Raw genomic sequence first — 24,774 nt, 5'->3', positions numbered from 1 at the left:
GACATTGTCCATCGGCTTGGTCGCTTCGGCCCGGTATCCCATCCGTGAACCCTTCGCCGGTGGCCTGGAGGCGCACACCTGGCAGTTGGCGACCGGTCTGCGTCAGCGAGGGCACGAAGTGACCGTCTTCGGCGGAACGGGCTCCGACCCGGATCTGCGAGTCCGGGAGATGCCCGTGCTTCCGGCATTGTCCGCGCAGTCCCGGCTGGACGTCAGCATGCCCGCCGACTACTTCATCGCCGAACATCACGCCTATCTCGGGTTGATGCTCGATCGCGGTCCTCTGGAACGCTGCGACGTGGTGCACAACAACTCGCTGCACTACCTGCCGATCGCGATGGCTTCGACGTTGCGGGCGCCCATGCTCACCACGCTGCACACCCCGCCCACGCCGTGGCTGGAATCCGCGGTCCGGCTGCGTTCCCCTCGGCACACCAGGTTCGCCGCCGTCAGTGCGCACACCGCCGGCCAGTGGTCACCGCTCGTTCCCGCGGTCACCGTGGTGCGCAACGGAGTGGACCTGGGCCGCTGGACACCGGGCACCGGCGGCGGCACACCGGTGTGGTTCGGCAGGCTGGTACCGGAGAAGGGACCGGAACTGGCCATCAAGGCCGCGTGCGAGGCCGGTACCGGGCTCCGGCTCGCCGGTCCACGGCCGGACACCGCCTACTTTCGTGAACGGGTCGAACCGCTGCTGGGCGGCGGGATCGAGTACCTGGGACATCTGGCCCACCACGACCTCGTCCATCTCGTCGGCTCGGCCAGTGTCGCGGTGGTGTCGCCGCGATGGGAAGAGCCTTATGGACTGGTTGTGGCCGAGGCGCTGGCCTGCGGCACCCCGGTCGCGGGCTTCGCGCGCGGAGCTCTTCCGGAGATCCTGGACGGCTTCAGCGGGGCACTGGCCGCCCCCGACGACGTGCACGGCCTGGCCGACGCTATCGCGTTGGCGTCCACTTTGGACAGATCGGCCGCGCGACTCCGCGCGGAGACCGCGTGTTCGGTGGACAGGATGGTGGACGAGTACGTGAAGCTGTATCGGGAGCTGCGCCCATGATCGCCTTCTACGTCCATCACCACGGTTCCGGGCATCTCCATCGAGCGCTCACCATCGCCGAGGCGCTCGGTGAGCCGAGCGTCGGAATGTCCACCCTGGCCGCTCCGCCCGGCTGGCCCGGCCGCTGGCTGGTGTTGCCGGACGACGCCGGTGATGTCGATCAAGACCGCGACGACGTCACCGCCGGGTCCACTTTGCACTGGGCGCCTCGGCACCACGACGGTCTGCGGGAGCGGATGGCACGGATCAGCTCGGAACTGCGCGAGGGCGGGATCCGCCTTCTGGTCAGCGACGTCTCGGTGGAAGTGTCGCTGCTGGCCCGTCTTCACGGGGTCCCGGTGGCCGTCGTGGCCCAGCCTGGCGACCGCACGGACCGGGCCCATCGCACCGCCTACGACCTCGCCGAGGTGATCATCGCTCCGTGGCCGCGGCGGCCCGCACCGGACTGGCCGGACGCCTGGCTCGCCAAGACCGTCCACGTCGGCGCGCTCTCTCGGTTTGATCGGCGCCCGAAGACACCCGCAGGTGGGCGGGCCGTCCTGGTGCTGTGGGGCTCGGGTGGGCTCGCGGTGTCGCCGGCTCAGCTGCGGGCAGCCGCGGCGGCCACCCCGGACTGGCGGTGGAACGTCGCCGGGCCGGGGGAAACGACGGAATTGCGGGCGCCGAACCTGCGGCACCACGGCTGGGTGCCCGATCCGTGGCCGTTGCTCGGCGAGGCCGGCGTCGTCATCACCCACGCCGGGCAGAACGCGCTGGCGGAGGTGGCGGCGGCCGGACGCGCCGCCGTGGTGATACCGCAACCTCGTCCGTTCCGCGAACAGCACGCCACCGCCGCGGCGCTCATCCGCGCCCGCTTGGGCGTGGTCGTCCCGTCGTGGCCCGAACCCCGGCGATGGCCCTCGCTCCTCGCTCGCGCGCGTATCCGGGGCGGGGAATGGAAGAGCTGGTCGAGCGGCGATGGTGCGGCCCAGGCCGCGGCCGTGCTGCGGGAAGCGGCGGGCGAGCGATGAGCGCCCGCCCGAGTACCGCCGTCGTCACCATCACCGCCGGCCGCGACGGCCACCTGCTTCGGCAGCGGCAAGCCCTGTCGGCGGAAGAAGTCGATCTGCACGTCGTGGTCGGTATGACGGGGGCTCCTGCGCTGCGGGACATCCCGAAGTCGCCACCGGTCACGCCGGTCCTCGTGACCGCCGACGATCGAGGTCTCCCGTTGGCCGCCGCCCGCAACGCCGGGGCGCGGGTGGCCCTCGAACACGGCGTCGAGCTGCTGGTGTTCCTGGACGTCGACTGCGTTCCAGGCCCTGGCTCCCTGGCCCGCTACCGGGCCGCGGCTCGCCGGGTACCTCCCGCCACGCTGCTCTGTGGCCCGGTCGCCTACCTGCCGCCACCTCCGCCGGGCGGGTATCCCGCGGCGAGTGAACTCGCCCGGCTGGCCGAGCCACATCCGGGCAGGCCTGCACCTCCGCCTGGCGAGATCACCTTGGAGGACAACCGGTTCGAGCTCTTCTGGTCGTTGTCCTTCGCGACCACACGGGACGATTGGCACCGCTTCGGCGGCTTTTGCGAAGAGTTCGCCGGATACGGCGCCGAAGACACCGATTTCGCCCTGCGCGCGGCCGCTCGGGGCGCCCGCCTCGCCTGGATCGGCGGGGCGATCGCCTACCACCAGTACCACCCGCCGAGCAGGCACGAGTCACGGCACATCCGTGAGCTGGTGGCGAACGCCAGGTTGTTCCATCGCCATCACGGTTTCTGGCCGATGTCCGATTGGCTGACCGAGCTGGACGAGGCGGGCGCCGTCCGCTTCGACCCCACGACCGACACCCTCCACCTGCTCTCCGGATCCGGCCACTCCACCTCGAAGCAAGGGATCACATGACTTCACCACGCGTCGTCGTCATCGGAACCGGATACGTCGGGCTCACCACCGGCGCCTGCCTAGCCTCCCTGGGACACGCCGTGGTGTGCGCCGACGCCGATCAGGACAAGGTCGACCGGCTGGCCCGCGGGCGGATCGACATCCTCGAACCCGGGCTCGCCGAACTGGTCACCTCAGGGACCGCAGCAGGCAGGCTGACCTGTGTAGGTACCTCCGAGAAGGCGTTCGGGCGTTTTCTGCGGAACGCGGAGATCGTGTTCCTCTGCGTGCCGACCCCCATGGGCGCGGGCGGCCTGGCCGATCTCGGCATCCTCGAAACCGTCGTGCGGCAGATCAGCGAGCTGCTTCCTCCCGGCTGCACGGTGGTGACCAAGTCCACCGTTCCGGTCGGTACCGCAACGAGACTGACGCAACTCCTGCGCCGTGACGACGTATCGATGGTTTCCAATCCCGAGTTCCTCCGTGAAGGCAACGCGGTCCGGGACTTCCTGCACCCGGATCGCGTCGTGGTCGGTTCGGCGGACCGGGAGGCGGCCGAACAGGTCGCGTCCCTCTACGCCTCCTTGAACGCCCCGATCGTGCTGACCGACGCGGCGTCCGCCGAGCTGATCAAGTACGCCGCGAACTGTTTCCTCGCGGTGAAACTGTCCTACGCCAACGCCATCGCCGAACTGTGCGACCGGGCCGGAGCCGACGTCGCGGACGTCGCGGCCGGCATGGGTTTCGATCGCCGGATCGGTAAGGAGTTCCTGGCGCCGGGCCCGGGCTGGGGAGGATCCTGTCTGCCGAAGGACACCTCCGCCCTGCTGCAGCTGGCGGACTCCATGGATTTCGAGTTCCGTCTGGTGCGCGCGGCCATCGACACCAACATCCGGCAGCACAAACGGGTGGTGGACAAGATCCGTGAGGTCGTCACGGGAACCCGGCTCGGGTCGATGAGCGGTGTCCGGCTGGCTCTGCTGGGATTGACGTTCAAAGCCGGAACCAACGACCTGCGCGACTCCCCCGCGCTGGCTGTGGCGGCATTGCTGCGCGAGGCCGGTGCCGAACTCGTCGCCTACGATCCCGCTGTGGATTCCGCCGACTCCCGAATCGCCGACCTCCCGTTCCCCGTGACCGACGACCCTCACCACGCGGCACGCGGAGCGGACGCCATCGTCGTCCTGACCGAATGGCCGGAGTTCCGGGAGCTGGACTGGCACCGGCTCGCCACCGTGGTCCGCACTCCCGTCGTCGTCGACACCCGCAACCTTCTCGACGCTTCTTCCCTTTCCCGAGCGGGCTTCGGCTGGACAGGGCTGGGAAAGCCTCCTCGCTCCGCGATGGCCACCGTTCCGCCGAGTCGCCGCGCGGTGGAGGCCGTGCCCACACCCGTCACAACACCTGCTTGACTTGCCGGATGACGATCGAGGTGGTGACGCCGATGTCCCTTGCTACACCGACGATTCCGTCACAGGATGGCTACTCGTGGAGCCACAGCCGAACTCTTTGGCGTGGCAGGTCCACACGGGGCTTGTCGACATAGCCACCGCTCTCACCGCGGAAGCCGAAGCCTGGCCCGACTGACCGCTCGCCGGGTGGTTACCGAAGACCACAGCGGGTAACCCCAGGGATGACCGACTTCGACACGGGCATCGGCGACTTGGCCGAGCGGCTCGTCACGGCCACCCGGACCGGCGACCACGACTACGTGGCCGACGTCCTGGCCAAACTGGCGGCGGACGATCCGCGAACCCGCGCGAGCGCCCTCCTGCGAGACTTGGTCGACACCGGCGCCGGGATGATCCGTGCCCGAACCCGGGAGGACAACGACGCTCTGTACACCTTCGACGTGACGACCGAGCACGACGAACCGGTCCATGTCGACATCGTGCCGCCTGCCCCGCGTGCCGCCTTGCGGGCCCTGGCCGCCAGCCTCAACAGGGACGCCGTGGATCGCGACATCCATGCCGTTCTCGCCACCCGGGGAACACCGGACGAAGTGGTGACGGTGCTGGTCCAGTGTCTTTTGTGGACACTGGAACTCCGGGATACTCGAACACCGGCAGTCCGGCTGAATTGTTTTTGACGGGGTTGGGTGCCGGAGAGTCACTCGATCGGCAGGCCGGGCAGTAGTTTGTCGAGGGTGATCGGCAGATCGCGCACTCGCACGCCGGTGGCGGCGTGGACGGCGTTGGTTATCGCCGCCGCCGTGCCGACTATGCCGATTTCGCCGATTCCCTTGCTCTCCATGGGGTTGAGGTGCGGATCGTGCTCGTCGATCCAGTCCGCGCGCACATCCTCGATGTCGGCATTGGTCGCGATGTGGTATTCGGCGAGATCGTGGTTGACCGTCAGGCCCACGCGGGGATCGAGGACCCCGTTCTCGTGCAACGCCATCGAAAGCCCCATGATCATGCCGCCCAGCAGCTGCGAACGGGCGGTCACGGGATTGATGATCCGCCCGACGGCGAAGGTGCCGTGCAGTCGCGAAACCCGGACCTCACCCGTATCGGCGTCGACTCGCGCTTCGGCGAACTGTGCGCCGAAGCCGTACATGGCGTACTTGTCTTCGTCGGGATTGGCAGGGGTTTCGGCGTCGGCTTCGTCGCCTTCACCCGGATCGGTGCCGTACTTGTCGCGGAAGACGTCGGCGGCCGCGAACACCGCCGATCCCCAGGACGCCGTACCGGTCGAGCCGCCGGCCACCGTGGCGAACGGATAGAGGGTGTCGCCGATCCGGGCGTCGACCGATGCGACGGGCACGTCCAGCGCGTCGGCGGCGATCTGCGGCAGGACCGTCCACGTGCCTGTCCCCAGATCCGCCGCGCCTATCTCGACCACGTACCGGCCGTTCTCGAAGCGGATCACCGCACGTGACCCCGGCATCCGTTTCGCGGGATAAACCGAGGATGCCACTCCGGCGCCCACCAGCCATCGGCCGTCCCGCCGGGCGCCCGAGCGGCCGTCCCACCCGAAGTTTTCGGCGCCCTGCCGCAGGCAGGCGACGAGATTCCGGCTGGAGAAAGGATTACCCGTCTCCGGGTCACGCAGCGGCTCGTTGCGGATGCGCAGTTCCACCGGGTCGACGTCGAGAACGGCGGCGAGTTCGTCCATCGCCACTTCCGGCCCGAACATACCCGGGCACTCCCCCGGCGCGCGCATCCACGAGGGGACGGGCAGGTCGAGGGCGGCCAGCCGATGGCTGGTGGCACGGTTCGGCGCGGCGTACATCATGCGGGCCGGCGCCGCGCTCTGCTCCGCGTATTCCTTGATCCGTGAAGTTTGCTCGACGACGTCCATACCGACGGCCCGCAGCGTCCCGTCCCGTTCCGCGCCCAGGCGGGCGCGCTGGATCGTCGGTGTGCGATAGCCGGCGAGGGTGAACATCTGTTGCCGGGTCAGTTCCAGTTTCACCGGCGTACCCGGTACCGCCCTGGCGGCCATGGTGGCGAGGACGACGTTGACGTGCGGCGTGCCCTTCGAGCCGAAACCGCCGCCGATATAGGGGCAGGTCACGCGGACTTTCTCGGTGGGCAGGCCGAACAGATCGGCGACCGTGGCGCGCAGGGGGTGCACTCCCTGGGTGGACTCCCGCAGGGTGAGAGTGTCGCCGTCCCACAGCGCCGTCGTCGTATGGGGTTCGAGCGGATTGTTGAAGTACGGCGCCGTCGTGTAGGTCTGATCGATCACCACGTCGGCACCGGAGAGGGCGGCGTCGAGGTCACCGTCGGCGGTGTCCGTCGGGAAGCCCGCGTTGACCTCGTCGGGTTCGTACAGCTCGGGATGGTCGGCGGTGAGGAGGCAGTCGTGCGGTTCACTCTCGTACCGCACGGTGACGAGCTCAGCCGCGTGACGCGCGGTTTCGGGGGAGTTCGCGAGCACCACGGCGATCACCCGGCCGCGGAAGGGGACTTCGAGGTCCTGCAGGACGGCGAGTTCCCGGTCGTCGGTGACAGCGAGCCGTTCCGCGGTGGAGGGGGTGATCACGCATCGCACTCCCTCCAAGGCTTCGGCCGCGGTGGTGCCGATCTCGGCGCAGCGGCCTCGGGCGATGGTGGCTTGCACCAGATGGCAATACAGCGGCGATTCCGGCGCCGTCTCGTAGGCGTACGGGGCGGTACCGGTGACCTTCGCCGCGCCGTCCCGCCGGGAGTGGCCGCGCCCGATGGCCCGTGGTTTCAGCGATCCCGTCATCGACCGGTCTCCTCGGTGGTCAGGTCGCGCAGCACCGCCGTCAGCGTGCGCACGGTGAGCGGGACCTTGAAGCCGTTTCCGCCGTCCAACCCTTCCAGCGGCCGAGCCTGTTCGAGTTCCGCTTCGGCCGCCGCCCTGAACACGCGCACCGCGGGCCGTTCTCCTCGCAGCGCTTCCTCGGCGCGGTACGCGCGCCACGGTTTGTGGGCCACTCCGCCGAACGCCATCCGGATGTCGTCGATGACCCCGTCCGCGAGCGACAGAGCGACAGCCACGGAGACGAGCGCGAAACCGTAGGATGCCCTGTCCCGGACCTTGCGGTAAGCCGACCTGCGCGTCGTGGGCGGCAAAGTGATCGCGGTGATCAATTCGCCGTGGGCGAGGCCGGTGTCGCGCTCCGGGTGGTCGCCGGGAAGACGGTGCAGCTCGGCGAACGGGAATTCGCGTGAGCCCGAAGGTCCGGTCACTCGTACCGACGCGTCAAGGACCGCCAGCGCGACAGCCATGTCCGAAGGATGGGTAGCGACACAGTGTTCGGAGGCTCCGAGTATCGCGTGCTGACGCGTGTGACCGCCCATGGCCGAGCATCCCGTGCCCGGTGACCTCTTGTTGCAGGGCGTCGTGACGTCCTGGAAGTACACGCACCGGGTGCGCTGCAGCGGATTGCCGCCGACCGTGGCCATGTTCCGCAACTGCGGCGAAGCCCCGGACAACAAGGCCTCCGCCAGCACCGGATACCGTTCCCGGACCCGGGGGTCGGACGCCAGATCGCTGTTCCGGACGCCGGCTCCGATCACCAGCCCGCCGTCGCCGGCATCGCGGATCTCCGTCGAGACCAGCCCGCTCAGGCGGACGACGCGATCCGGCCGAGCGACGCCCAGTTTCAGGTGGTCCACCAGGTTGGTGCCGCCTCCCAAGAACACCGCGGACGGCTCCGATGCCACGGCGCGGACCGCGTCTTCGACGGTGTCCGGACTCGCGAACGCGAACGGCTTCACGGCGTTCCTCCAGCCGCGCGAATCGCGGCGACGATGCCGGGGTACGCGCCGCAGCGGCACAGGTTGCCGCTCATCCGTTCCGCGATCTCCGCATCGGTCCAATCCGGTGTGGCGGTCACCGGTGCGGTGACGTGGCTGGGCCGCCCGTCGGCGAACTCGGCCGACAGCCCGACCGCGGAACAGATCTGGCCAGGCGTGCAGTATCCGCATTGGAACGCGTCGTGCTCCAGGAACGCCCGCTGAATCGGGTGCAGCTCACCCTCCGCGGCGAGACCCGCGGCCGTGGTCACCTCGCCACCGTCACACGTCACGGCGAGGGTCAGGCACGCCAGCACGCGGCGACCGTCCACCAGCACGGTGCAAGATCCGCACTGACCGTGGTCACAGCCCTTTTTCGCGCTGAACACCCCGAGTTGCTCACGCAGGAGGTCCAGCAGCGTGCGACGTGGATCGACGGCGAGCCCGTGCTCGGTCCCGTCCACGCGCAGCGCGATCCTCCGGCCTTCCGTCGTCATCCGGGAACTCCGTTCCGGTCGCGGACAGGCCTCGTGGCAACGAGCCAGAGCACTCCCGCCAGCGTGAGGACGATGCCCGTCATCGACCACCAGGACCACCAGGTGAAGAACGCGACGACAGGTCCGACCGCGAGCAACGTGCCTCCACCAACTTCCACGACTTCGGAAGACGATGGGACGGTGGTTCTCGGCGTCATGGTGGTTCTCCGGTTTCACACATTCGGGATACAGATGGGCCGGATACCCCGTTCCGGACGCCCGTACACATCGGATCGATCTTCGGTCGAACGCGAGGAAAGCCCACGCTTAGCTGTCACGGAGGCGGGGTATTCGCGGCGCACCACCACTTCCGGCAAGGAGAATCGATGCCCCCGAAACGTCGAGGCCAGCAGGCAGAGCCGACCGCGACCGAACCGCGTCCAGCGGCGGTCCGGGAGAACAGTGGCCAACGCGGAAAGTTCCTGACGACAGCCCAGGGGGTTCGCCTGCCGGACACCGATCATTCCCTCAAGGCCGGCCCGCGGGGCCCGTCCTTGATGGAGGATTTCCATCTTCGCGAGAAGATCACGCATTTCGACCACGAGCGGATCCCGGAGCGGGTAGTCCACGCGCGGGGCGCCGCCGCGCACGGCACTTTCCGTGCTTACGGGAACGCGTCCTCGGTGACCAAGGCCGGCTTCCTCCAGAAGGGGCGCGAGACTCAGGTCTTCGTGCGATTCTCGACGGTGCTGGGTTCTCGGGGCTCGGCGGACACCGTCCGCGACGTCCGCGGATTCGCGGTGAAGTTCTACACGGACGAGGGAAACTTCGATCTGGTCGGCAACAACATGCCGGTGTTCTTCATCCAGGACGGCATCAAGTTCCCCGACGTCATCCACGCGGGCAAGCCTCATCCGGACGTCGAGATCCCGCAGGCGCAGACCGCGCACGACACTTTCTGGGACTTCGTCTCCCTCCACACCGAAGCGACGCATCACGTCATGTGGGCGATGTCCGACCGGGGGATCCCGCGCTCCTACCGCACCATGGAGGGCTTCGGCGTCCACACTTTCCGGCTCGTCGACGCCGAGGGCGGCACCAGCCTGGTGAAGTTCCACTGGAAGCCGGTGGCGGGTGTGCATTCCCTGGTCTGGGAGGAAGCCCAGATCGCCGCGGGCGCCGATCCCGACTTCCACCGCCGGGACATGGCCGACGGCATCGAGGCCGGGGCGCCCCTGGAATACGAGCTCGGCCTGCAGGTGCTGCCGGACTCCGACGACGAGATGTTCGAAGGGATCGACCTGCTCGACCCGACCAAGATCATCCCGGAGGAACTCGCCGAGGTCCAGCTGGTCGGCAAGCTCACCCTGGACCGGAATCCGACCAACTACTTCGCCGAGACCGAACAGGTCGCTTTCCACACCGGGAACCTCGTTCCGGGTATCGAGGTGACCGACGACCCGCTGATGCAGGCGCGACTGTTCTCCTACCTCGACACTCAGCTCACCAGGCTCGGAGGCCCGAACTTCACGCAACTCCCGATCAACTGCCCGCACGCGGCCGTCAACGACAATCTCCGCGACGGGATGCACCAGACCCTCGTCCACCACGGCAAGGCGCCCTATCTGCCCAACAGCGTCGACGACGCCCTGCCGACGACGGCCACGGAAGCCGAGGGCGCCTACGTCCACCGGCCCGTCGAAGTCGCGGGCCCCAAGGTCAGGGCGAACCCGGCGTCGTTCGACGACCACTTCTCCCAGGCCACGCTCTTCTGGAAGAGCCTGTCGGGGATCGAGAAGGTCCACGTCATCGAAGCGTTCACCTTCGAGCTGGGGAAGTGTTTCTCGCAGACGATCCAGGAGCGCATGCTGGGATCCCTGGCCCAGGTCGACGCCGAACTGTGCGCGGCGGTCGCCGACGGGCTCGGCCTGCCCGCCCCGGACGGCACCCCCGCTGAAGACGTCACACCATCGGCGGCGCTGTCACAGATCCCCCCGGGGCCGGGCCCGATCGCGGGCCGGATCATCGGGGTGGTGGCGGCCTCCGGTGCCGACCTCGCCGGGATCGGCAAACTCCGCCGCACCGTGGAAGCCAAAGGCGCGATCCTGCGCGTGCTGGCCCCGGTGGGCGGCACGCTGAAGCGGGGACGCGGGCAGCAGCCGGTGTCGAGGACGTTCCTCACCGCCCGTTCCATCGAGTTCGACGCGGTGGTGATCGCCGGCGGCACGGCCGGGCTGCACGACATCAAGCTGACCGTGCTGCTGCAGGAGGCGTTCCGCCACTGCAAGGTCATCGGCGCCTGGGGTGACGGCGCCCAGGTCCTCACCGACGCGGGGATCGACACCGGCGCGCCGGGCGTGGTGCTCGCCGACGAGGTCGCCAAACCGTTCTCCACCGAACTCGTGGACGCCGTGGGCATGCACCGCGTGTGGGAACGGGCCGAGCGGGTAATGAACAGCTGACCGACCGATCCGGGGGACGCCACACCGATGAAGACCCTGCTCGAACCGACCGCGCCCGAACCGCTAACGGAGCCGAGGACCGTCGAGACCATCACCGCCATGGTGCGGTTGCTGATGGCGAACGGCGTCCTCGACCTGCCCCGCCCCGGTGCGGGCGACACGTGGGGCCGCTGGACGACGCTCGCCGGGCTCGGCCGCCGTGACCTGGTGCTCGGACGGCTCGCCGAAGGCCACACCGACGCCCTCGCGATCCTGGCCGAAGGCGGCCGCGACCCCGTGCCGGAAGCGCTGTACGGCGTCTGGGCCGCCCGCTCCGGCGGTACCGGGGCCGTCGTCGAAGGCGGCGCCCTCACCGGGACGGTCCGGTTCTGCTCCGGCGCCCAAGTCCTCGACAGGGCCCTCGTGGTGGCGGACTTCGAGCAAGGACCCCCGATCCTGCTGGATGTCGACCTGCGCGAGCCCGGTGTCCAGCCGTTGCCGGAAACGTGGCAGGCCCTCGGCATGGACGCCTCCGACAGCGGTGACGTGCGGTTCGACCGAGTGTCGGTGACCGCCGCGCAGGTCGTCGGCGAACCCGGCTGGTACGTGGCACGACCGGGGTTCGCCGTCGGCGGAGCGGGGGTCGCCGCGGTCTGGCTGGGCGGTTGCGCGGCCGTCCTGGACTCGGTAATGGCGTTCCTGCTGAATCGCGGCTCGGCGGACGAACACCAGCACGCCCACTTCGGCGCGCTCCACACCGCGATCCACGAGGCCGACGCGCTGCTCGCGCGGACGGCCGACGTCGTCGACGGCGGTTCGGAAGGCGATCCGGCTCTGCTGAGCACGCTCTGCCGGGCCGCCGTCGAGCGCACCGCCAGGCAGGTCCTCGACCTGGCCCCGGAGATCACCGGGCCGACGGCGCTGTGCCGCGACCGGCGTCTGCCGCGGCAACTGGCGGATCTCCTGGTCTACGTCCGGCAGCATCACGGCGCCCGCGATCTCGCGGCCCTGGGCGCCGAACTGCTGAAGGGCGCACAGCGGTGATCGAGGAGTCTCTGCCGCCCTTTCCCCACGACGACGTCCGCCGCGTCTGCGTCGTGGCCGCGCATCCGGACGACGAAACCCTCGGCGTGTCCGGGCTCCTTCAGCGGCTGCACGCACGAGGGGCGGAGATCCGGCTGATCGTCGCCACGGACGGGGAGGGCGCGTTTCCCGGTTCCTCGGCCGGGGAACGACGGGCTCTCGGTGCACGTCGCCGCGTGGAGCTCCTGGAAGCGTTGCGGTGTCAGGGACTGGGCGACGTGGAACCGGTGTGGGCGGGGCTCCCGGACTCCGCGCTGGCCGACCACGAGACCGAACTGACCGGCCTCGTCCGGGACCTCGCCGCGGACAGCGAACTCTGCCTGGCGCCGTGGCCGGACGATCCTCATCCGGACCACCGGGTGGCGGGCCGGGCCGCGTTCCGGGCCGCGCCGCTGGGCGCGCACCGCTGGTCCTACCCGATCTGGTTGTGGCACCTCGGCACGCCGGACGACCCGGGTACGCCGTGGGCACGGGCCACCCGGTTCCGGCTCGACGACGGGAGCGCGGCCGTCAAGGCGAAGGCGATCCAGGCCTTCCCCTCTCAGCTGGAGCCGGGCCCCCGAGGGGAAGAGCCGATCCTGACGCCCGAGATCCTGGGACGTTTCACGCTCGGGAGAGAGATCCTGTTCCACGAACCCCGGTCCGCCTCGACACCGGTCAGCAGATTCGAAACGCTGTATCACGCACCGGATCCCTGGGCGATGGACAGCTGGTACGAGCGCCGGAAGAGGGCGATCGCCTTGGCCGCCCTGCCCTCGGAGCGGTACGGCGTCGCCGTGGAACCGGCTTGTGGCACCGGCGCGCTGACGGTGGAATTGGCGGCACGCTGCGACCGGGTCCACGCGTCCGACCCGGTGCCCGCCGCGTTGGCGGCCGCCAGGGACCGGGCGGCACACTTGTCCACAGTGGACTTCACGGCGGGAGCGCTGCCGGGCGACCTGCGGGGCCCGGCGGATCTGGTCGTACTGAGCGAGATCCTCTACTACCTGGGGGAACCGGAGCTCACGGCGACCCTCGACCGCGCCGTGGAAGCGCTGCGGCCGGGCGGTCAGGTGCTCGCCGTGCATTGGCGCCCCCAGGCACCGGACGCACCTCACCACGGGCATGAGGTCCACGAACGGCTGCGGACACAGCCCGGTCTGCGGGCCCTCGTGGAACACCGCGAAGACGACTTCCTTGTCGACGTCCTGACGCGGCGGTGATCACCTCCGTCGGAGTGTTGATTCCCGCGCGCGACGAAGCAACCCATCTCCCGAACTGCCTGTCCGCCCTTCGCGAGGCCTTACGCGAGCTACCGCCCGGCATCGAACGACGGGTCTGCGTGGTGGCAGATCGATGCCGTGACGACACCGCCGAACTGGCCGCGAAAGCCGGCGCGCAGGTCTGCGTGAACACTCACGACCTGACGATCGGGGCCGTCCGTGCCCTGGGCGCACGGCATCTGCTGTCCGGGCTGAACCACCACGCCGCGACCCGGACGCTCTTGCTGAGTACGGACGCGGACACCGTGGTGGAACGCGATTGGGCGGTACGGCACGTACGCCGGGCGGAAGCCGGCTGGGACGCGGTGGCCGGAACGGCACAGTTGGACTCCAGACTTGTGGCAGCCGCCCAACCCCACTACGAAGCTCTCCTAGCTCAGGCACGAAACCCCGCGGGCCACGGAAACGTGTACGGGGCGAACCTTTCGGTCAGGGCGAGCGCCTACCGCACCGTGGGCGGGTTCCTGCCGATCAGGACCGCCGAGGATCACGATCTGTGGCATCGCCTCTTCCGCGCGGGCTTTCGCGTCGCCTACGCCGACGAAGCGAAAGTGACGACGAGCGCCCGGCTCGACGGACGAGCCCCGGAGGGGCTTTCCGCACGGCTGCGGACTCTCGGCGGTCGGGGCCACACCGGTAACCCGAACGGCACCATCGCGCGTCGATATCGCGCCGCTCGAACCCCCCGACCCGGTGACGGGAGGTGAAACCTTCACCAGCGGCGGATATTTTCAGGCCCTGGTTCTGGTTCGCTCCGCGGAGAAGGGCAAGTGGTGCCGTCATGTCACTGATACCCGCCTCGATGCCGCAAGACCTGACTCTCACCGACGAGGTGCTCGGCGACGTCGCCGTGATCCACGTGGCCGGTGACGTCGATCAAGTCTCGTGTGAACCGATCAGCGCACGGGTGAGCGCTTCGCTCGAGCAAGGCGTGAGCACCGTGCTGGACCTGACCGCCGTGCGATTCCTCGGATCAGCGGGCCTGTCGCTGCTGGTGGCGGCCCGCACCACGGCGCGGCTGTTCGGAGCGGGTTTCGTGATCGTCGCGGACAAGCCGGTGGTGCTCCGCCCGGTCGAACTCACCGGGCTCGCGCCGATCCTCCCGATCACCTCGACACTCACCGCCGCGCTGAGCCGGATCACCGAACCCACGTAGCGGGCCGCCCGAGCCTCGTCATCCTCTTCGACGGATCAACACCCGATGAGTAGAGGACACGTGCTGTACATGCTGCTGGTCTACAACTGCGATCGCCCCGATCCGGAGGATCCGCGTTTCCCCGAGGCGCTGGCCAGGGTCAACGCGTTCGCCGACGAATGCCGCCGCCGCGGCGCCTTCGTGTCCGGGCATCCGCTGCAAGGCGAGCACACCGCGACCACGGTCAGCGTCCGCGAGGGCAAGACGCTCGTCACCGACGGCCCGTTCCCCGAAACCCACGAACACCTCGGCGGCGCCTACGTCCTCGACTGTCCCAGCCTCGATGAGGCACTGGAGCTGGCGGCGCTGTGCCCGATGGCCGAAGACGGCACGATCGAGGTGCGTCCGATCACCGGGGCGCCGGATCTCGACCACCGGGCGGCGACCGGCGTATGACGTCGACGCCGGTCTTGTCGGAGACGTATCGCGAGCATCGGTCCCGGATGCTTGCCGCGCTGGTCCGGGCGCTCGGCGACTTCGAACTCGCCGAGCTGAAGCTTCCGCCGGAGGTGACGCAGATGGCCGTCGGAGAGGAAAGCCTGCTCGGTGTCGGGGACGAGCGGCTCAGTCTCATTTTTCACCTGCTGCCATCCCGCGCTGGCCGAGGAAGCGCGGGTCGCGTTGACCTTGCAGGCCGTGGCCGGGATGACCGCGGGGCAGATCGCGCGCACGTCCTGGTCGGGGAAGCGACGTTGGCGCAGCGACTCGTGCGGGCGAAACGGAAGATCCGCGACGCCGGGATCAGCCTCGACGTTCCCGCCGACCATCTCCTGCCGGAGCGGCTCTCCGGAGTCCTCGCGGTGGTCTACGTGATCTTCACCCAGGGCTACACCGCCGACGGCGACCAGCCGGAGTTCCGGGACCTTCAACGGGAGGCGATCCGGCTCGCCAAGCTCGTCGCCGCGCTCATGCCCGACGAGCCGGAGGCGTTCGGCCTGGCCGCGTTGCTCTTGCTGCAGGATTCGCGCGCCGCGGCACGCTACGGGCCGGACGGGGACGTCGTCCTGCTCGCGGACCAGGACCGGTCGAGATGGGACCGGGCCGAGATCGCCGAGGCCGTCGGGTTGCTCGACCGGGCGCTGCGCCACGGAAACCCCGGCCCGTATCAGGTGCAGGCCGCCATCGCCGTGCTGCACGCCCAAGCGCCGACCGCCGACGAGACGGACTGGGCGGGGATAGCCGTTCTCTACGAACGACTGCTGGAAATGAGCCCCTCTCCCGTCGTCGCCTTGAACCGCGCGGTCGCGGTCGCCATGGCCACCACCCCGGCGGACGGCCTCGCGCTCATCGACGACATCGAAGGCCTTGAGCGCTACCACCTTCTGCACGCCGCCCGCGCCGACCTTCTTCGCAGCCTCGGCAGGAACGCCGACGCCGCGGCCGCGTACCGGCGCGTACACGCACTCGCCGTCAAACCCGCCGACCGGCGCTACCTCACGAAGCGGCTGGCCGCATTCGACACCGCGAAGTCTCGATGAGACTGTCCATCCTCGACCACGGCCACCGCCGCCGCGCGAAGCTCTTCCTCGGCCGTCAGCGAACGATCTGGCACTCGACATGCGAATGCTGCCCCGCGACGCCTTCTTCGCCGACACCGAACACGTTCCCCTGGCCAAAGCCACCGGCCGGGTCAGCGCGGAAATGATCAGCCCCTACCCACCCGGTGTCCCCGCCATCGCACCAGGCGAAGTCTTCACCGACGCGGTCGTGGACTACCTCGGCAGCGGCGTCCGCACCGGCATGTTCATCTACGACGCCGCCGACCCGGACCTCGATACCGTCCGCGTCGTCGCCTGACGTCAGGAGTCGGGTTCCGCGAGCACGTCGGCCGCCGATCCGTGACCAGTTGCAATGTCCCGCAAAGGATCGTCCTTCCAGGACCGGCGCTGACGGACTAGGCCCAGCCCTAGCCGCCGGGTGTGGTGAAGGCGGTCCAGAGGCGTTCGGCGGCGTGGCGGGCTTCCGGTGTCGGGACGATGACCGGGATTCCCTCGGGCGTGGACTGGGGTGTGTGACTGAGGTGCTCGACGAGAGCCACGGCGAGGTCCCGGATCTTGACGTTGAATTCCTGGCTGGCCCGGCGCAGCGTGGCCCAGGCCTCCTCAGGGCCGCACCGCCGGATACTGACGATCACGCCTTTGGCCTGTTCGATCGCGGCGCGGGAACGCAGCACCGCCATCATCTGCTCGGAACCGGCGGCGCCGTGTGCTTCGGTGACGACGAGCGTCGCGACCATGATGGCCTCGTAACGGGTCAGCACCCGCAAAGCCTCGCTGGTGCCGGAATGATCCAACGTGACAGACAGGACCAGGGCACTGTCTTCGTCGTAATAGCTCGGCAGAGCGGCGACACCGCGAACGTGGCGCCAGGTCGAGGTCAGTTGCGGAAACTGCCCGGTGATCGAGTCAAGAGTCAGTTTCGGCCAGCGGGAGTCGGTGAACACGTCGTCGGTGAGCGTGGGATCGCCGGTGGCCGCGGCCTCGGGGACCGGGCCGCCGAACAGCTGGGTCTGGGCCGGAGCGAGACGATCGCCGATCCCGGTGGCGACCAGAACGGTGAGCGGTTCCCCGTGACGGGCGACGCTGATCGCGGCACCGAGCGTGCCGGGGATATCGCCACTGACGCGATCGAGCAGGGTACGCAACAGGACGGCGACGGGTATGTCATCAGCCGCCGAGCGCGGCATGGACACGGCCACCCCCATCACCTCCCGACCGAACTCAGTCTGCCTTCTTGATCTTGCCAAAAACAGCGGGTGCTCGCCCCAGGTGGCGGTGATCTTTCGCCGCGGCGGAGACGTCGTCCTCCATTCGAGCCCGCAGCAGCGCACTAGAGGACGTGATGCCGCTTCTTCTCCGGGTGGTCAGGGCCTGCTGGTGTCCAGTCCGCGCAGGGCGTCTTCGAGGGTGGGGTGGACCCGCAGGACCCGGTGCAGATCGAGCCTGGCGAGTGGCCGAAGCAGCGCTCGCCGACGGGCGACGAGCGCGAACGGAACCCCGGCCGCGTGCGCGTCGCTTCCGACGGTGAGCAGCACAGTTAGCGCGCGGGCAGAGCAGAAGGTGACGTCGGCGGCATCGACGATGAGGGCCGGCGGGCCGAGAGCGAGCACCTCGTCGTGGCGCGTGTAGTCACGACTGCCGAGGGTCTCGCTGAGCTGTTCATGCGTCGCGACGCCGGGCGCCGAGCGCGGCGTCGAAACGAGCGAGTGACGTCCGGAGCGAAAACTGGCGCTGGAGCGCGGTCAGTGGGCTACAAGCTGAGGTTGGCATCGTGGTGGCCCTTCGAACGGCGACAAGATCGCCACGAGGCTCGAAGCCGCCCCTCGCTACTTGTTTGAACCGCGCCGGGGGCACCCGCAGGAGGATTCGGCCTGATTCGTCGAGGAGTTTCTTGCGCTCGGTGAAGAAGACCGCCCGGACGAGGTCGGCCCATCCCGGCGGCCGGCAGGCAGCCCTTTCTTCGCCGGATCGCTGGAAGAAAGGGCATGATTTCCGGCGACGGCGGTGGTCGCGATGGCTGAGACGCAAGAATCCCGCAATGCACAGACCCGACCCGTCCGGACTGATCGAGCAGGCCAAGGGCATGATCATGCTGATGTGCACTTGCGATGCCGAACAGGCTTTTGCTGCGCTTCGCGAGGTTTCTCGACACACCCAGGTCACGCTCCATGACGTCGCCGACGTCATCGTCGCTTCCGGAACCCGCACTGTCCTCACGACTGTCGATGAGGACACCGCGCGACGAATTCGGCGCGAAGTCCGGCTACGCATCTTCGGCGCCTTCGAAAAGTAGCCGCGTATGGACATCGGCGGCGTGGTGCTGACCCGATACGAGGTGAGGTGATGAACCATCTTCCTCCGAGATCACGGTGTCAGGGGCAGGCCCGGCCCGGGTCAGCGAAGAGCCGATACTCCGGTGCGTCGTGGGTGCGGGTACAGCAGGGCGGCGGGCATGCGGTTGACGAATGCGGCCCTTTCACGTTCCCGCGCGTGCTGGGAACGCTCCGTTCCCAGCATCGTCTCCCGCGCCGACACCGATCCCGCAGGAGCGTCGCGTCCCGGTCTCGATTCCTCACCCGTGCGACGACCGCTACTCCGCACATCACCTTGAACGGGGCTGATCCTGGTCCGCCCGGCGACGCGTTCCACACGATGAAACACTTCGGGTCGCGGCACCTCCCAGTCGGCTAACGTCCGAGTCCCCCGGTCGATCCGACCGGCCCCGAAGACCACGAAGTTCCTCACGAACCGGTTCTCCACACCGACTCGGTGGTGCCTGTCATGTCCCTCTTCCCGATCGCTCCGTCCTTTCACCGGTCGTTCTGGACAGCGCGCTCCCGGCTGTTCGCCCACGTTCAGACGTGGCGTGTCTATACGCTCTGGTATCCCGGGTCGATCGCCGTCGCCGGTGCCGGAACCGCCGCGGCCGGGCATGCGACCGTCCCGGTCGGGCTCGTCGCTTTCGCCTGGGCCAGTGTCACCGCGGGCTGGCTGGCGGCTCACTACCTCGGCGATTTCCTGGACCGGGAACTCGACGCGATCGCCAAGCCGCAGCGGCCCATTCCCTCCGGTCGACTGTCCCCCAAGGAAGCGCTTTCGGCCGGTATCGTGCTGCTGGTCGTCAGTGTGACGTTCGCCTGGCTCGCGACTCCCGCCGCGGCGGTGATCGCGGTGGCGATCTGCGCGGGTATCTGGTCCTACAGCGCGCTCTTCAAGAGCCGGGGCATCCTCGGGAACCTCGTACGCGGTCTCCTGTCGGCTTTCGCCTGCGGACTCGGTGCCACGACGGTCACCGGCGAACTCGCCCTCCCTGGCACGGTTCTGGCACTCGCGGCCGCGTTCCTCCTGCATGACACCTCCACGAACCTGATCGGCGCGATGCGTGACGTGGTCGGCGATCGCTCCGGCGGCTACGGAACCGTTCCCGTCCGGCACGGACTCAAAATCGCCGCGCGCGCGGCGATCGCGCTCTACGGGGCAAGCGCCGTCCTCGTCGTGGCCGTCGGCTGGCACACCCGGGGCGGACCGGGCTTCTGGGTCCTCGGCGGCATCGCACTCTCGCTCGGAATCGTGGTCTTGAGCGGACTTCACCGGATCGCGGACCAGTTCTCACCCGAGACCGCCTTGCGCTCGCACTCCGTCTTGGTCGTGGCCAGGTTGGCTCTCGCGGCCTCGCCCTGCACACTCGGCTTTCCGACGCCACTGGTGGTCGCGGTCGCCGTCGTCCTGAGCGTCGTCACCGTCGTGACCCAGCGCGTACTGCGACAACACCATGAAATTCCCGCCCACCACTGCGCAAAGGGGTTGCCGTGAACACTCGACTTACCGACCCGTGCGGCAACGATCCGGCGAACTTCGTCAATGTCGTGGACATCGCGTGTGTTCCGTACTCGACGCTGCAGATCGGCCTGTTCAGTCTCGGCTGCGTGCTCTGGGGAATGGCCTATCTGCTCCTGCTGCGCAACAGTCTGCGAAATCGCTTCGTCGAAATGCCCATCGTCGCCGCGTGCAGCAACCTCGCCTGGGAGTTCGCTTGGGCGTGGCTCTTCGAAGTCGATCTCGGCATGGCGTTCACCTGGGCGATCCGCGGCTGGTTCCTCCTCGACCTGGTCATCTTCGTCCTGGTTCTCCGCCATGGCCGCAAGCAACTACGTGACCCTCGCGGCCGTGGATCCGTCGCCGTGCAGCTGCTGGTCACCGCGGTCGTCTTCGCGGTGCTATACACGACGCTCATCAACCAAGGTCTCGACAACGGGATGGGGGCTGTTTCGGCCTACATCGCGCAGCTGTTCATCTCTGTCCTCTATTACACGCTGGCGCTCCGTCCCGACATGCCGACCGCGTTGTTCTCCACGGCCTTCGGCTACCTGCGCACGGCGGGCAGCGCTGTGATGACCGTCTTCATGCTGTTGCACTACCCCGAAAGCTACTTCCTGCTCAGCATGGCGCTGCTGTCCGCCGCACTGGACGTCGGCTACCTGGTCCTCTTCAACCGCAAGAAGCGCGCGGAGAAACGCGCGGAACCGCTCACGGCGCCGCCCGCGCCGAGCCCCCAGCCGGCCGGCCCACCCGCGAAAGGATCCTGATGCCGGAGAATGTCGAATTCATCGGTGAAGGAGGCGCCCGGCTGCGCGGGCGGCTGTTCCTCCCCGACTCCCCCGCCCCCGCTCCGGTCGTGGTGCTGCAGCCGGGGATGGGTGACCTCGCCCGCATGTTCTGGCCGCTGGCTCCCTGGTTCACCGCGGCCGGCCTGGGCGTTCTGGGATACGACCACCGGAACTTCGGGCATAGCGAAGGCGAACCGCGCCGCGAGGTCGACCCCTGGCGGCAGAGCCTCGACCTCCGGCACGCGCTCACCGCGCTGGAACGCCGGGACGACATCGACGGCGACCGCCTCGGTCTCTGGGGGATGAGCATGGGAGCGGTCAACTGCCTGTACACCGCGGCCTTCGACTGGCGTGTCGCGGCGGTGGCCGCCATCGCGCCACCGGTCAGCGGCCTGGCGCTGCGTTCGTCGCTCTACACCGGGGAAGCGCGCATCGAACTGCTTCGCCGGCTGCACGACGACAGGCTGGCACGGGCGGCCGGTGAACCCCCGGCCCGGATCCCGCTGGCCGCTCGGGGCGATTCGACGGAGATCGCGGGGTTCCGGGATGACCGGGTGCTCGCCACCGTGACCGGGCTCGCGGAGAACGTGCCCGGTTATCGCAACGAAATCACACTGTCCTCATTGGACAACGTGATCGCCGCGGAGGTCGCGGCCCATGCGCCGCGGATCACCGCGCCCACCATGCTGGCACTGACCGAGTCCGACGAGCTGTCCGGACTCCACGACGCACGAGCGATGTTCGACAACTTGCCCGGAGTCAAGGAGAAACACGAGTATCCCGGGACTCATCATGACGCGCTCACCACCCACCTGCCGGCGATCTGCGCGCAGAGCATCGAATTCCTCACCAAACATCTCGCGGGCGAACCGGGCGAACGCGGTCAACGGATCTCGGACTGGCTCGGTTGACTCGGATCGGCATGTCGTCCGGAGAGACAGTGGCCCGCGAAACACGCGGGCCGTTCTGTACCGGCCTGAATACGTCCGCCCACCACATCAGGGTCTTCGGAGACCTTCTCGTGTATGGGCGGCGACGGAGGAAAGAGTCACGCCCCGTGACACCCCGGCCGCCGCCACCGCGTCGAGCAGCTGGCGTGTCCCGTGGTCGTTGGTGCGCCACATCGGCGGCCCGCCACGCACCCGCCCGCTCTCCAGGGGAACCCCACGCACCGGCCTGTGGTCTCGCCGCGATGACGAGTGTCAGGTCGCGGATCGCCGACGACTGTCCAGGGCGTCTTGCCGTACTTGCCCGGTGTGTTCACTGATCGCGCCGAGGCGATCGGCGAGGTGGAGATGATCGGCCGTCAGGTGGTCTCGCATGTCCGCCAGTGGAGTCAGGAGATCGGCCACGTCGTTTTCGCCGAGTGCCATGTTGAGCTTGTCGGCGCTCTTCCTGCCTTCCGCGCTCAGTCCTTCCACCGCGCCGGCTTGTCCGGCCACCTGCCGCAACATCGCCGAATTGCGCCGAGCCCATTCCGCGACAGCTCGATCGCCCGCGCGACGGTCACGTTCGGCGTCCACCCTCGCCTCTCCCGTCCGCTCGCCCCCGTCGGACGGCCTCAGCCGCAGGAACCGGCGTTCCGCCGCCTGACGGCTGGCGACTCCCAGCGCGGGGGCGAGCAGGGCCCAGCTGACCCCTTCCGCGCGGGCCGCCTCGATCAGTTCCGGTTCCCAGGAGGCGAACTCCTCTCGTAGGACCCGTAAGGACTCCAGTGCGGCCAAGAGCGTCACCGGCTCGACAGCGCTGGAACGGGCAGCCGTCACCACCTCGTACAGGTCACGCGACCGGCGCGTGAAGTCAGCCTCGACCATTGTCATCCTTTCGACGACTCTGATGTTGTCATCGCTTCGATGACATGTTAGAACAGAGGGGCGTGTTGACACCAGACAACGAACCCAGGAGGTGGAACCCGATGTTGATGCGCACCGACCCGTTCCGCGAGTTGGACCGTCTCACCCAGCAGGTGTTCGGCGCCGCGAACCAGGGAACCTGGTCCAAACCGGCCATGATGCCGATGGACGCCTACCGCGACGGCGACGAATTCGTCGTCTGCTTCGACCTTCCCGGCGTCGCCGCCGACGCGATCGAACTGGACGTCGAGCGCAACGTCCTCACGGTCAAGGCCGAACGACGGCCCTCCCCCGGAAAAGACGTCCAGATGCAGGTTTCCGAACGTCCGCTGGGGGTCTTCTCCCGGCAACTGTTCCTCGGCGACACCCTCGACACCGACCGCATCGCGGCCGGGTACGAAGCAGGTGTACTGACCCTGCGCATCCCGATCGCCGAGAAGGCCAAGCCGCGGCGCATCGAGATCAGCGGTTCCGAGACCAATCGCAAGGAAATCCGGGCCTGAGCGCCGCGTCCGTGGTGGGACCGGCCGATCGCCGGTCCCACCACGGGCCGCCGTGGAAGAAAGGACACCCCGTTGACCGCGTCGCTCCTCGCGCCGGCCCGGCACCCCGCTCTCGCCGCTCTCTGGGGCTACCTCGCCGAAGTCACCGACGCCCTCGGGATCGGCCCCGAATCCTGCGTCGTCGACCACGACAGCCCCGTCTCGGCCTACGTCGCCCTCGACGGCAGGCTCCCCGGCCACCCCGACCGGGACGTCGCCCTGCTCTGGGACGAGGTCCACGGCTGGGCGATCGCGATCGAAACGCATTCCGGCGAGGATCTCATCGTCGTCTGCTACCTCGGCGGGAAGACCATCGCCCCGACGGCGGCAAGGGTCGCGCGCTTCGTCCGCGCCCTTCGCGCGGGCGACCGCTACGTCGGACAGCTCACGCCGCCGTCGCTCCGCGACGCCACCGGCCACGCCGACCTCGAACTGGCGCTCGGCGGGACGGAACCAAAAGGAAGACCATGCGGAACGAATCCTCGGTGAACGGCCACCTGGACGAGGTGAACGCGGCCTTGGCCGCGCTGACCGAGGCGCTGGAAACGGAAGCGGGCGACGAAGAACTGCTCGACGCCGTCTGCGCCCAGGCGGTGCGGGCGATCCCCGGCGCGGACCTGGCCAGCGTGACCGCGATCCACACCGGCAGCCCGCGGACCGCCGCCAGCACCGACGACCGCGCCGTCGAGATCGATCGCGTCCAGTACGCCCTCGGAGACGGCCCCTGCCTGGAAGCGGCCCGTAGCGGCGAGATCGTCCGGCTCTCGGTGTCGACCGCGGACCGAGCCTGGCCCGATTTCGCCACCACGGCGCGAAAACTGGGAGTCGGCAGCTACCTCGCCGCGCCACTGCACATCGACGAGACGCTCTCCGGCGCACTGAACCTCTTCGGCTTCGGCGACCACGGCTTCCGCGACAGTGATTCGGAACTGCTGAAGCTGTACACCACAGTCGTCTCCTCCGGCCTCCGCACCGCCCGCCGTTATCGCGACACCCGCAGGCTCGCCCTCCAACTCGAAGACGCGATGCGCACCCGGGGCGTGATCGAGCAGGCCAAAGGCATCCTCATGGCCGTGCACAAGGTCTCGGCCGACGAGGCGTTCAGGCTGCTCGTCACCGAATCCCAGCACAACAACACCAAACTCCACGAGGTCGCCTCTCGCTTCGTCCGTTCCGTCACCGCCGGGATACCGGCGGATCGCTCCATCGAGACCGGATAGCCGGCAGTCCAGCTCGTGCGAATCCTGGCCGTGCCGAGCTTGGCGACCGCTCACTTACTTGTCCGCGGACGAGCTTTGCGTGGAAGGATCCCTGTTCGTGGAACTCCGGTGTTCTTGCCGGCGCTGGTTTCGTTCCTGGCGTTCCTGCTCGCGGCGGCTGTAGGTCGCGCTGCGCACGGTCTCTTCGTCTTCCAGGCTCGATCCCAAGGCGCCGGCGACGATGCCGACCGAACTGCACAACCACACCAGGTTCAGGTACGAACCCACACCGACCGGGTGCCCGAGCGTCTGAGCGAGATAGCCGCTGTCGATCAGGACGGCCGCCGCGAGCAGCGCGAGCACGAACAGGATCGCGTACATGCACGCCACCCCGATCGCCAGCGTGGTCACCGTGGAAACGTTGTACAGCAACGCTTTGCGTCGCTCGGCGGCTTCGGACGGCCGGTCCCAGAGGTGGTTGTACACCGTCCG

Annotated in this window: 25 protein-coding genes and 2 pseudogenes; 20 read left to right on the top strand and 7 right to left on the bottom strand. The window is 68.7% G+C overall.

From position 1 onward, the window contains the following. Positions 1 to 4 precede the first annotated feature (4 nt). From CFP71_RS07085 to CFP71_RS07065, 5 genes are all read left to right on the top strand, one after another. Positions 5 to 1,054 carry a glycosyltransferase gene (locus tag CFP71_RS07085; RefSeq protein WP_244199586.1) on the top strand — a complete coding sequence of 350 codons (1,050 nt, stop codon included), beginning with the start codon at positions 5 to 7 and terminating at the stop codon, positions 1,052 to 1,054. Continuing rightward, on the top strand, positions 1,051 to 2,064 hold the full coding sequence (locus tag CFP71_RS07080) for a glycosyltransferase (RefSeq protein WP_093933021.1): 1,014 nt from the start codon (positions 1,051 to 1,053) through the stop codon (positions 2,062 to 2,064). The genes CFP71_RS07085 and CFP71_RS07080 overlap by 4 nt, the downstream gene beginning before the upstream one ends. Next, complete coding sequence (locus CFP71_RS07075) at positions 2,061 to 2,933, top strand: glycosyltransferase family 2 protein (protein ID WP_093933020.1); 873 nt, start codon at positions 2,061 to 2,063, stop codon at positions 2,931 to 2,933. Before CFP71_RS07080 ends, CFP71_RS07075 begins: the two co-directional genes overlap by 4 nt. After that, complete coding sequence (locus tag CFP71_RS07070; protein ID WP_093933019.1) at positions 2,930 to 4,324, top strand: UDP-glucose dehydrogenase family protein; 1,395 nt, start codon at positions 2,930 to 2,932, stop codon at positions 4,322 to 4,324. The genes CFP71_RS07075 and CFP71_RS07070 overlap by 4 nt, the downstream gene beginning before the upstream one ends. A 221-nt stretch (positions 4,325 to 4,545) precedes the next feature. Beyond that, a complete protein-coding gene (locus CFP71_RS07065; protein WP_093933018.1) occupies positions 4,546 to 5,001 on the top strand; it encodes a hypothetical protein in 456 nt (151 codons plus the stop codon). Between the two features lie 20 nt (positions 5,002 to 5,021). Here the strand turns inward: CFP71_RS07065 and CFP71_RS07060 are convergent, their stop codons facing one another. The 3 genes from CFP71_RS07060 to CFP71_RS07050 are packed head-to-tail and all read right to left on the bottom strand — an operon-like array spanning position 5,022 to position 8,622. Then, complete coding sequence (locus tag CFP71_RS07060) at positions 5,022 to 7,109, bottom strand: xanthine dehydrogenase family protein molybdopterin-binding subunit (RefSeq protein ID WP_093933017.1); 2,088 nt, start codon at positions 7,107 to 7,109, stop codon at positions 5,022 to 5,024. Continuing rightward, on the bottom strand, positions 7,106 to 8,107 hold the full coding sequence (locus CFP71_RS07055) for an FAD binding domain-containing protein (RefSeq protein WP_093933016.1): 1,002 nt from the start codon (positions 8,105 to 8,107) through the stop codon (positions 7,106 to 7,108). The genes CFP71_RS07060 and CFP71_RS07055 overlap by 4 nt, the downstream gene beginning before the upstream one ends. Next, complete coding sequence (locus CFP71_RS07050; RefSeq protein WP_093933015.1) at positions 8,104 to 8,622, bottom strand: (2Fe-2S)-binding protein; 519 nt, start codon at positions 8,620 to 8,622, stop codon at positions 8,104 to 8,106. The genes CFP71_RS07055 and CFP71_RS07050 overlap by 4 nt, the downstream gene beginning before the upstream one ends. Before the next feature lie 365 nt (positions 8,623 to 8,987). On the opposite strand from CFP71_RS07050, the gene CFP71_RS07045 reads away from it, so the two are divergent. The 8 genes and pseudogenes from CFP71_RS07045 to CFP71_RS07010 all read left to right on the top strand — a co-directional run bounded on the left by CFP71_RS07045 (position 8,988) and on the right by CFP71_RS07010 (position 16,379). Continuing rightward, positions 8,988 to 11,063: a catalase gene (locus CFP71_RS07045; RefSeq protein ID WP_093933014.1), complete on the top strand. Its 2,076-nt coding sequence runs from the start codon at positions 8,988 to 8,990 to the stop codon at positions 11,061 to 11,063. A 27-nt stretch (positions 11,064 to 11,090) separates the two neighbouring features. Further along, the gene (locus CFP71_RS07040) at positions 11,091 to 12,086 is read left to right on the top strand and encodes an acyl-CoA dehydrogenase family protein (protein WP_093933013.1); all 996 of its coding nucleotides are present in this window, start codon (positions 11,091 to 11,093) and stop codon (positions 12,084 to 12,086) included. Continuing rightward, a complete protein-coding gene (locus CFP71_RS07035; protein ID WP_244199585.1) occupies positions 12,083 to 13,327 on the top strand; it encodes a bifunctional PIG-L family deacetylase/class I SAM-dependent methyltransferase in 1,245 nt (414 codons plus the stop codon). Before CFP71_RS07040 ends, CFP71_RS07035 begins: the two co-directional genes overlap by 4 nt. Continuing rightward, positions 13,324 to 14,094: a glycosyltransferase family 2 protein gene (locus CFP71_RS07030; RefSeq protein ID WP_093933012.1), complete on the top strand. Its 771-nt coding sequence runs from the start codon at positions 13,324 to 13,326 to the stop codon at positions 14,092 to 14,094. The genes CFP71_RS07035 and CFP71_RS07030 overlap by 4 nt, the downstream gene beginning before the upstream one ends. Before the next feature lie 74 nt (positions 14,095 to 14,168). After that, positions 14,169 to 14,543 carry an STAS domain-containing protein gene (locus tag CFP71_RS07025; RefSeq protein ID WP_093933011.1) on the top strand — a complete coding sequence of 125 codons (375 nt, stop codon included), beginning with the start codon at positions 14,169 to 14,171 and terminating at the stop codon, positions 14,541 to 14,543. Positions 14,544 to 14,588: 45 nt separating this feature from the next. Continuing rightward, on the top strand, positions 14,589 to 14,978 hold the full coding sequence (locus CFP71_RS07020; RefSeq protein ID WP_425266607.1) for a YciI family protein: 390 nt from the start codon (positions 14,589 to 14,591) through the stop codon (positions 14,976 to 14,978). Further along, a pseudogene (locus CFP71_RS07015) lies at positions 14,975 to 16,060 on the top strand (RNA polymerase sigma factor). Before CFP71_RS07020 ends, CFP71_RS07015 begins: the two are co-directional and overlap by 4 nt. Before the next feature lie 79 nt (positions 16,061 to 16,139). After that, positions 16,140 to 16,379, top strand: a complete 240-nt coding sequence (locus tag CFP71_RS07010; protein WP_244199584.1) for an Orn/Lys/Arg family decarboxylase — start codon at positions 16,140 to 16,142, stop codon at positions 16,377 to 16,379. Positions 16,380 to 16,488: 109 nt separating this feature from the next. On the opposite strand, the gene CFP71_RS07005 is transcribed toward CFP71_RS07010, so the two are convergent. Together CFP71_RS07005 and CFP71_RS07000 are read right to left on the bottom strand one after the other, a co-directional pair. After that, entirely contained in the window at positions 16,489 to 17,412 is a 924-nt protein-coding gene (locus CFP71_RS07005) for an ANTAR domain-containing protein (protein ID WP_244199583.1), read from the bottom strand. A gap of 33 nt (positions 17,413 to 17,445) precedes the next feature. Then, positions 17,446 to 17,691: an STAS domain-containing protein gene (locus CFP71_RS07000; RefSeq protein ID WP_093933009.1), complete on the bottom strand. Its 246-nt coding sequence runs from the start codon at positions 17,689 to 17,691 to the stop codon at positions 17,446 to 17,448. Positions 17,692 to 17,981: 290 nt separating this feature from the next. On the opposite strand from CFP71_RS07000, the gene CFP71_RS44855 reads away from it, so the two are divergent. The 4 genes from CFP71_RS44855 (at position 17,982) to CFP71_RS06980 (ending at position 21,599) form a co-directional block, all read left to right on the top strand. Continuing rightward, a complete protein-coding gene (locus tag CFP71_RS44855) occupies positions 17,982 to 18,374 on the top strand; it encodes an ANTAR domain-containing protein (RefSeq protein ID WP_244199582.1) in 393 nt (130 codons plus the stop codon). Positions 18,375 to 18,862: 488 nt separating this feature from the next. Further along, positions 18,863 to 19,894: a UbiA family prenyltransferase gene (locus tag CFP71_RS06990; RefSeq protein ID WP_093933007.1), complete on the top strand. Its 1,032-nt coding sequence runs from the start codon at positions 18,863 to 18,865 to the stop codon at positions 19,892 to 19,894. Continuing rightward, on the top strand, positions 19,891 to 20,667 hold the full coding sequence (locus CFP71_RS06985; RefSeq protein WP_093933006.1) for a transmembrane-type terpene cyclase: 777 nt from the start codon (positions 19,891 to 19,893) through the stop codon (positions 20,665 to 20,667). The genes CFP71_RS06990 and CFP71_RS06985 overlap by 4 nt, the downstream gene beginning before the upstream one ends. Then, the gene (locus CFP71_RS06980; protein ID WP_093933005.1) at positions 20,667 to 21,599 is read left to right on the top strand and encodes an alpha/beta hydrolase; all 933 of its coding nucleotides are present in this window, start codon (positions 20,667 to 20,669) and stop codon (positions 21,597 to 21,599) included. The genes CFP71_RS06985 and CFP71_RS06980 overlap by 1 nt, the downstream gene beginning before the upstream one ends. 291 nt (positions 21,600 to 21,890) lie before the next feature. Here CFP71_RS06980 and CFP71_RS06975 read toward each other — a convergent pair whose 3' ends face one another. After that, positions 21,891 to 22,502: an HSP18 transcriptional regulator gene (locus CFP71_RS06975; RefSeq protein WP_093933004.1), complete on the bottom strand. Its 612-nt coding sequence runs from the start codon at positions 22,500 to 22,502 to the stop codon at positions 21,891 to 21,893. 101 nt (positions 22,503 to 22,603) lie between these two features. Between CFP71_RS06975 and CFP71_RS06970 the strand changes: the two genes are divergently transcribed. The 3 genes from CFP71_RS06970 (at position 22,604) to CFP71_RS06960 (ending at position 24,303) form a co-directional block, all read left to right on the top strand. Continuing rightward, positions 22,604 to 23,044, top strand: coding sequence for an Hsp20/alpha crystallin family protein (locus tag CFP71_RS06970; protein ID WP_093933003.1), 441 nt, complete (start codon positions 22,604 to 22,606; stop codon positions 23,042 to 23,044). A 72-nt stretch (positions 23,045 to 23,116) separates the two neighbouring features. Next, on the top strand, positions 23,117 to 23,572 hold the full coding sequence (locus tag CFP71_RS06965) for a DUF6292 family protein (RefSeq protein WP_093933002.1): 456 nt from the start codon (positions 23,117 to 23,119) through the stop codon (positions 23,570 to 23,572). Beyond that, a complete protein-coding gene (locus tag CFP71_RS06960; RefSeq protein WP_093933001.1) occupies positions 23,551 to 24,303 on the top strand; it encodes a GAF and ANTAR domain-containing protein in 753 nt (250 codons plus the stop codon). Before CFP71_RS06965 ends, CFP71_RS06960 begins: the two co-directional genes overlap by 22 nt. Positions 24,304 to 24,357: 54 nt before the next feature. Here CFP71_RS06960 and CFP71_RS06955 read toward each other — a convergent pair. Next, positions 24,358 to 24,774, bottom strand: a pseudogene (locus CFP71_RS06955) (hypothetical protein); the annotation flags it as partial.

This window comes from Amycolatopsis thailandensis (genome assembly GCF_002234405.1).
Classification (GTDB): domain Bacteria; phylum Actinomycetota; class Actinomycetes; order Mycobacteriales; family Pseudonocardiaceae; genus Amycolatopsis; species Amycolatopsis thailandensis.
The sequence above is the reverse complement of the archived record's forward strand: the minus strand, read 5'-3'. Positions and strand labels throughout refer to the sequence as shown.

Excerpts from the sequence above, each read along its gene's own strand:
- CFP71_RS07080 (WP_093933021.1), top strand. The coding sequence starts at position 1,051 with ATGATCGCCTTCTACGTCCATCACCACGGTTCCGGGCATCTCCATCGA.
- CFP71_RS07040 (WP_093933013.1), top strand. The coding sequence starts at position 11,091 with ATGAAGACCCTGCTCGAACCGACCGCGCCCGAACCGCTAACGGAGCCG.
- CFP71_RS07025 (WP_093933011.1), top strand. The coding sequence starts at position 14,169 with ATGTCACTGATACCCGCCTCGATGCCGCAAGACCTGACTCTCACCGAC.
- CFP71_RS06960 (WP_093933001.1), top strand. The coding sequence starts at position 23,551 with ATGCGGAACGAATCCTCGGTGAACGGCCACCTGGACGAGGTGAACGCG.
- CFP71_RS07060 (WP_093933017.1), bottom strand. The coding sequence starts at position 7,109 with ATGACGGGATCGCTGAAACCACGGGCCATCGGGCGCGGCCACTCCCGG.
- CFP71_RS07020 (WP_425266607.1), top strand. The coding sequence starts at position 14,589 with ATGAGTAGAGGACACGTGCTGTACATGCTGCTGGTCTACAACTGCGAT.
- CFP71_RS06990 (WP_093933007.1), top strand. The coding sequence starts at position 18,863 with ATGTCCCTCTTCCCGATCGCTCCGTCCTTTCACCGGTCGTTCTGGACA.
- CFP71_RS07070 (WP_093933019.1), top strand. The coding sequence starts at position 2,930 with ATGACTTCACCACGCGTCGTCGTCATCGGAACCGGATACGTCGGGCTC.
- CFP71_RS07050 (WP_093933015.1), bottom strand. The coding sequence starts at position 8,622 with ATGACGACGGAAGGCCGGAGGATCGCGCTGCGCGTGGACGGGACCGAG.
- CFP71_RS07010 (WP_244199584.1), top strand. The coding sequence starts at position 16,140 with ATGCGAATGCTGCCCCGCGACGCCTTCTTCGCCGACACCGAACACGTT.
- CFP71_RS06980 (WP_093933005.1), top strand. The coding sequence starts at position 20,667 with ATGCCGGAGAATGTCGAATTCATCGGTGAAGGAGGCGCCCGGCTGCGC.
- CFP71_RS06975 (WP_093933004.1), bottom strand. The coding sequence starts at position 22,502 with ATGGTCGAGGCTGACTTCACGCGCCGGTCGCGTGACCTGTACGAGGTG.
- CFP71_RS07045 (WP_093933014.1), top strand. The coding sequence starts at position 8,988 with ATGCCCCCGAAACGTCGAGGCCAGCAGGCAGAGCCGACCGCGACCGAA.
- CFP71_RS07065 (WP_093933018.1), top strand. The coding sequence starts at position 4,546 with ATGACCGACTTCGACACGGGCATCGGCGACTTGGCCGAGCGGCTCGTC.
- CFP71_RS06970 (WP_093933003.1), top strand. The coding sequence starts at position 22,604 with ATGTTGATGCGCACCGACCCGTTCCGCGAGTTGGACCGTCTCACCCAG.
- CFP71_RS07075 (WP_093933020.1), top strand. The coding sequence starts at position 2,061 with ATGAGCGCCCGCCCGAGTACCGCCGTCGTCACCATCACCGCCGGCCGC.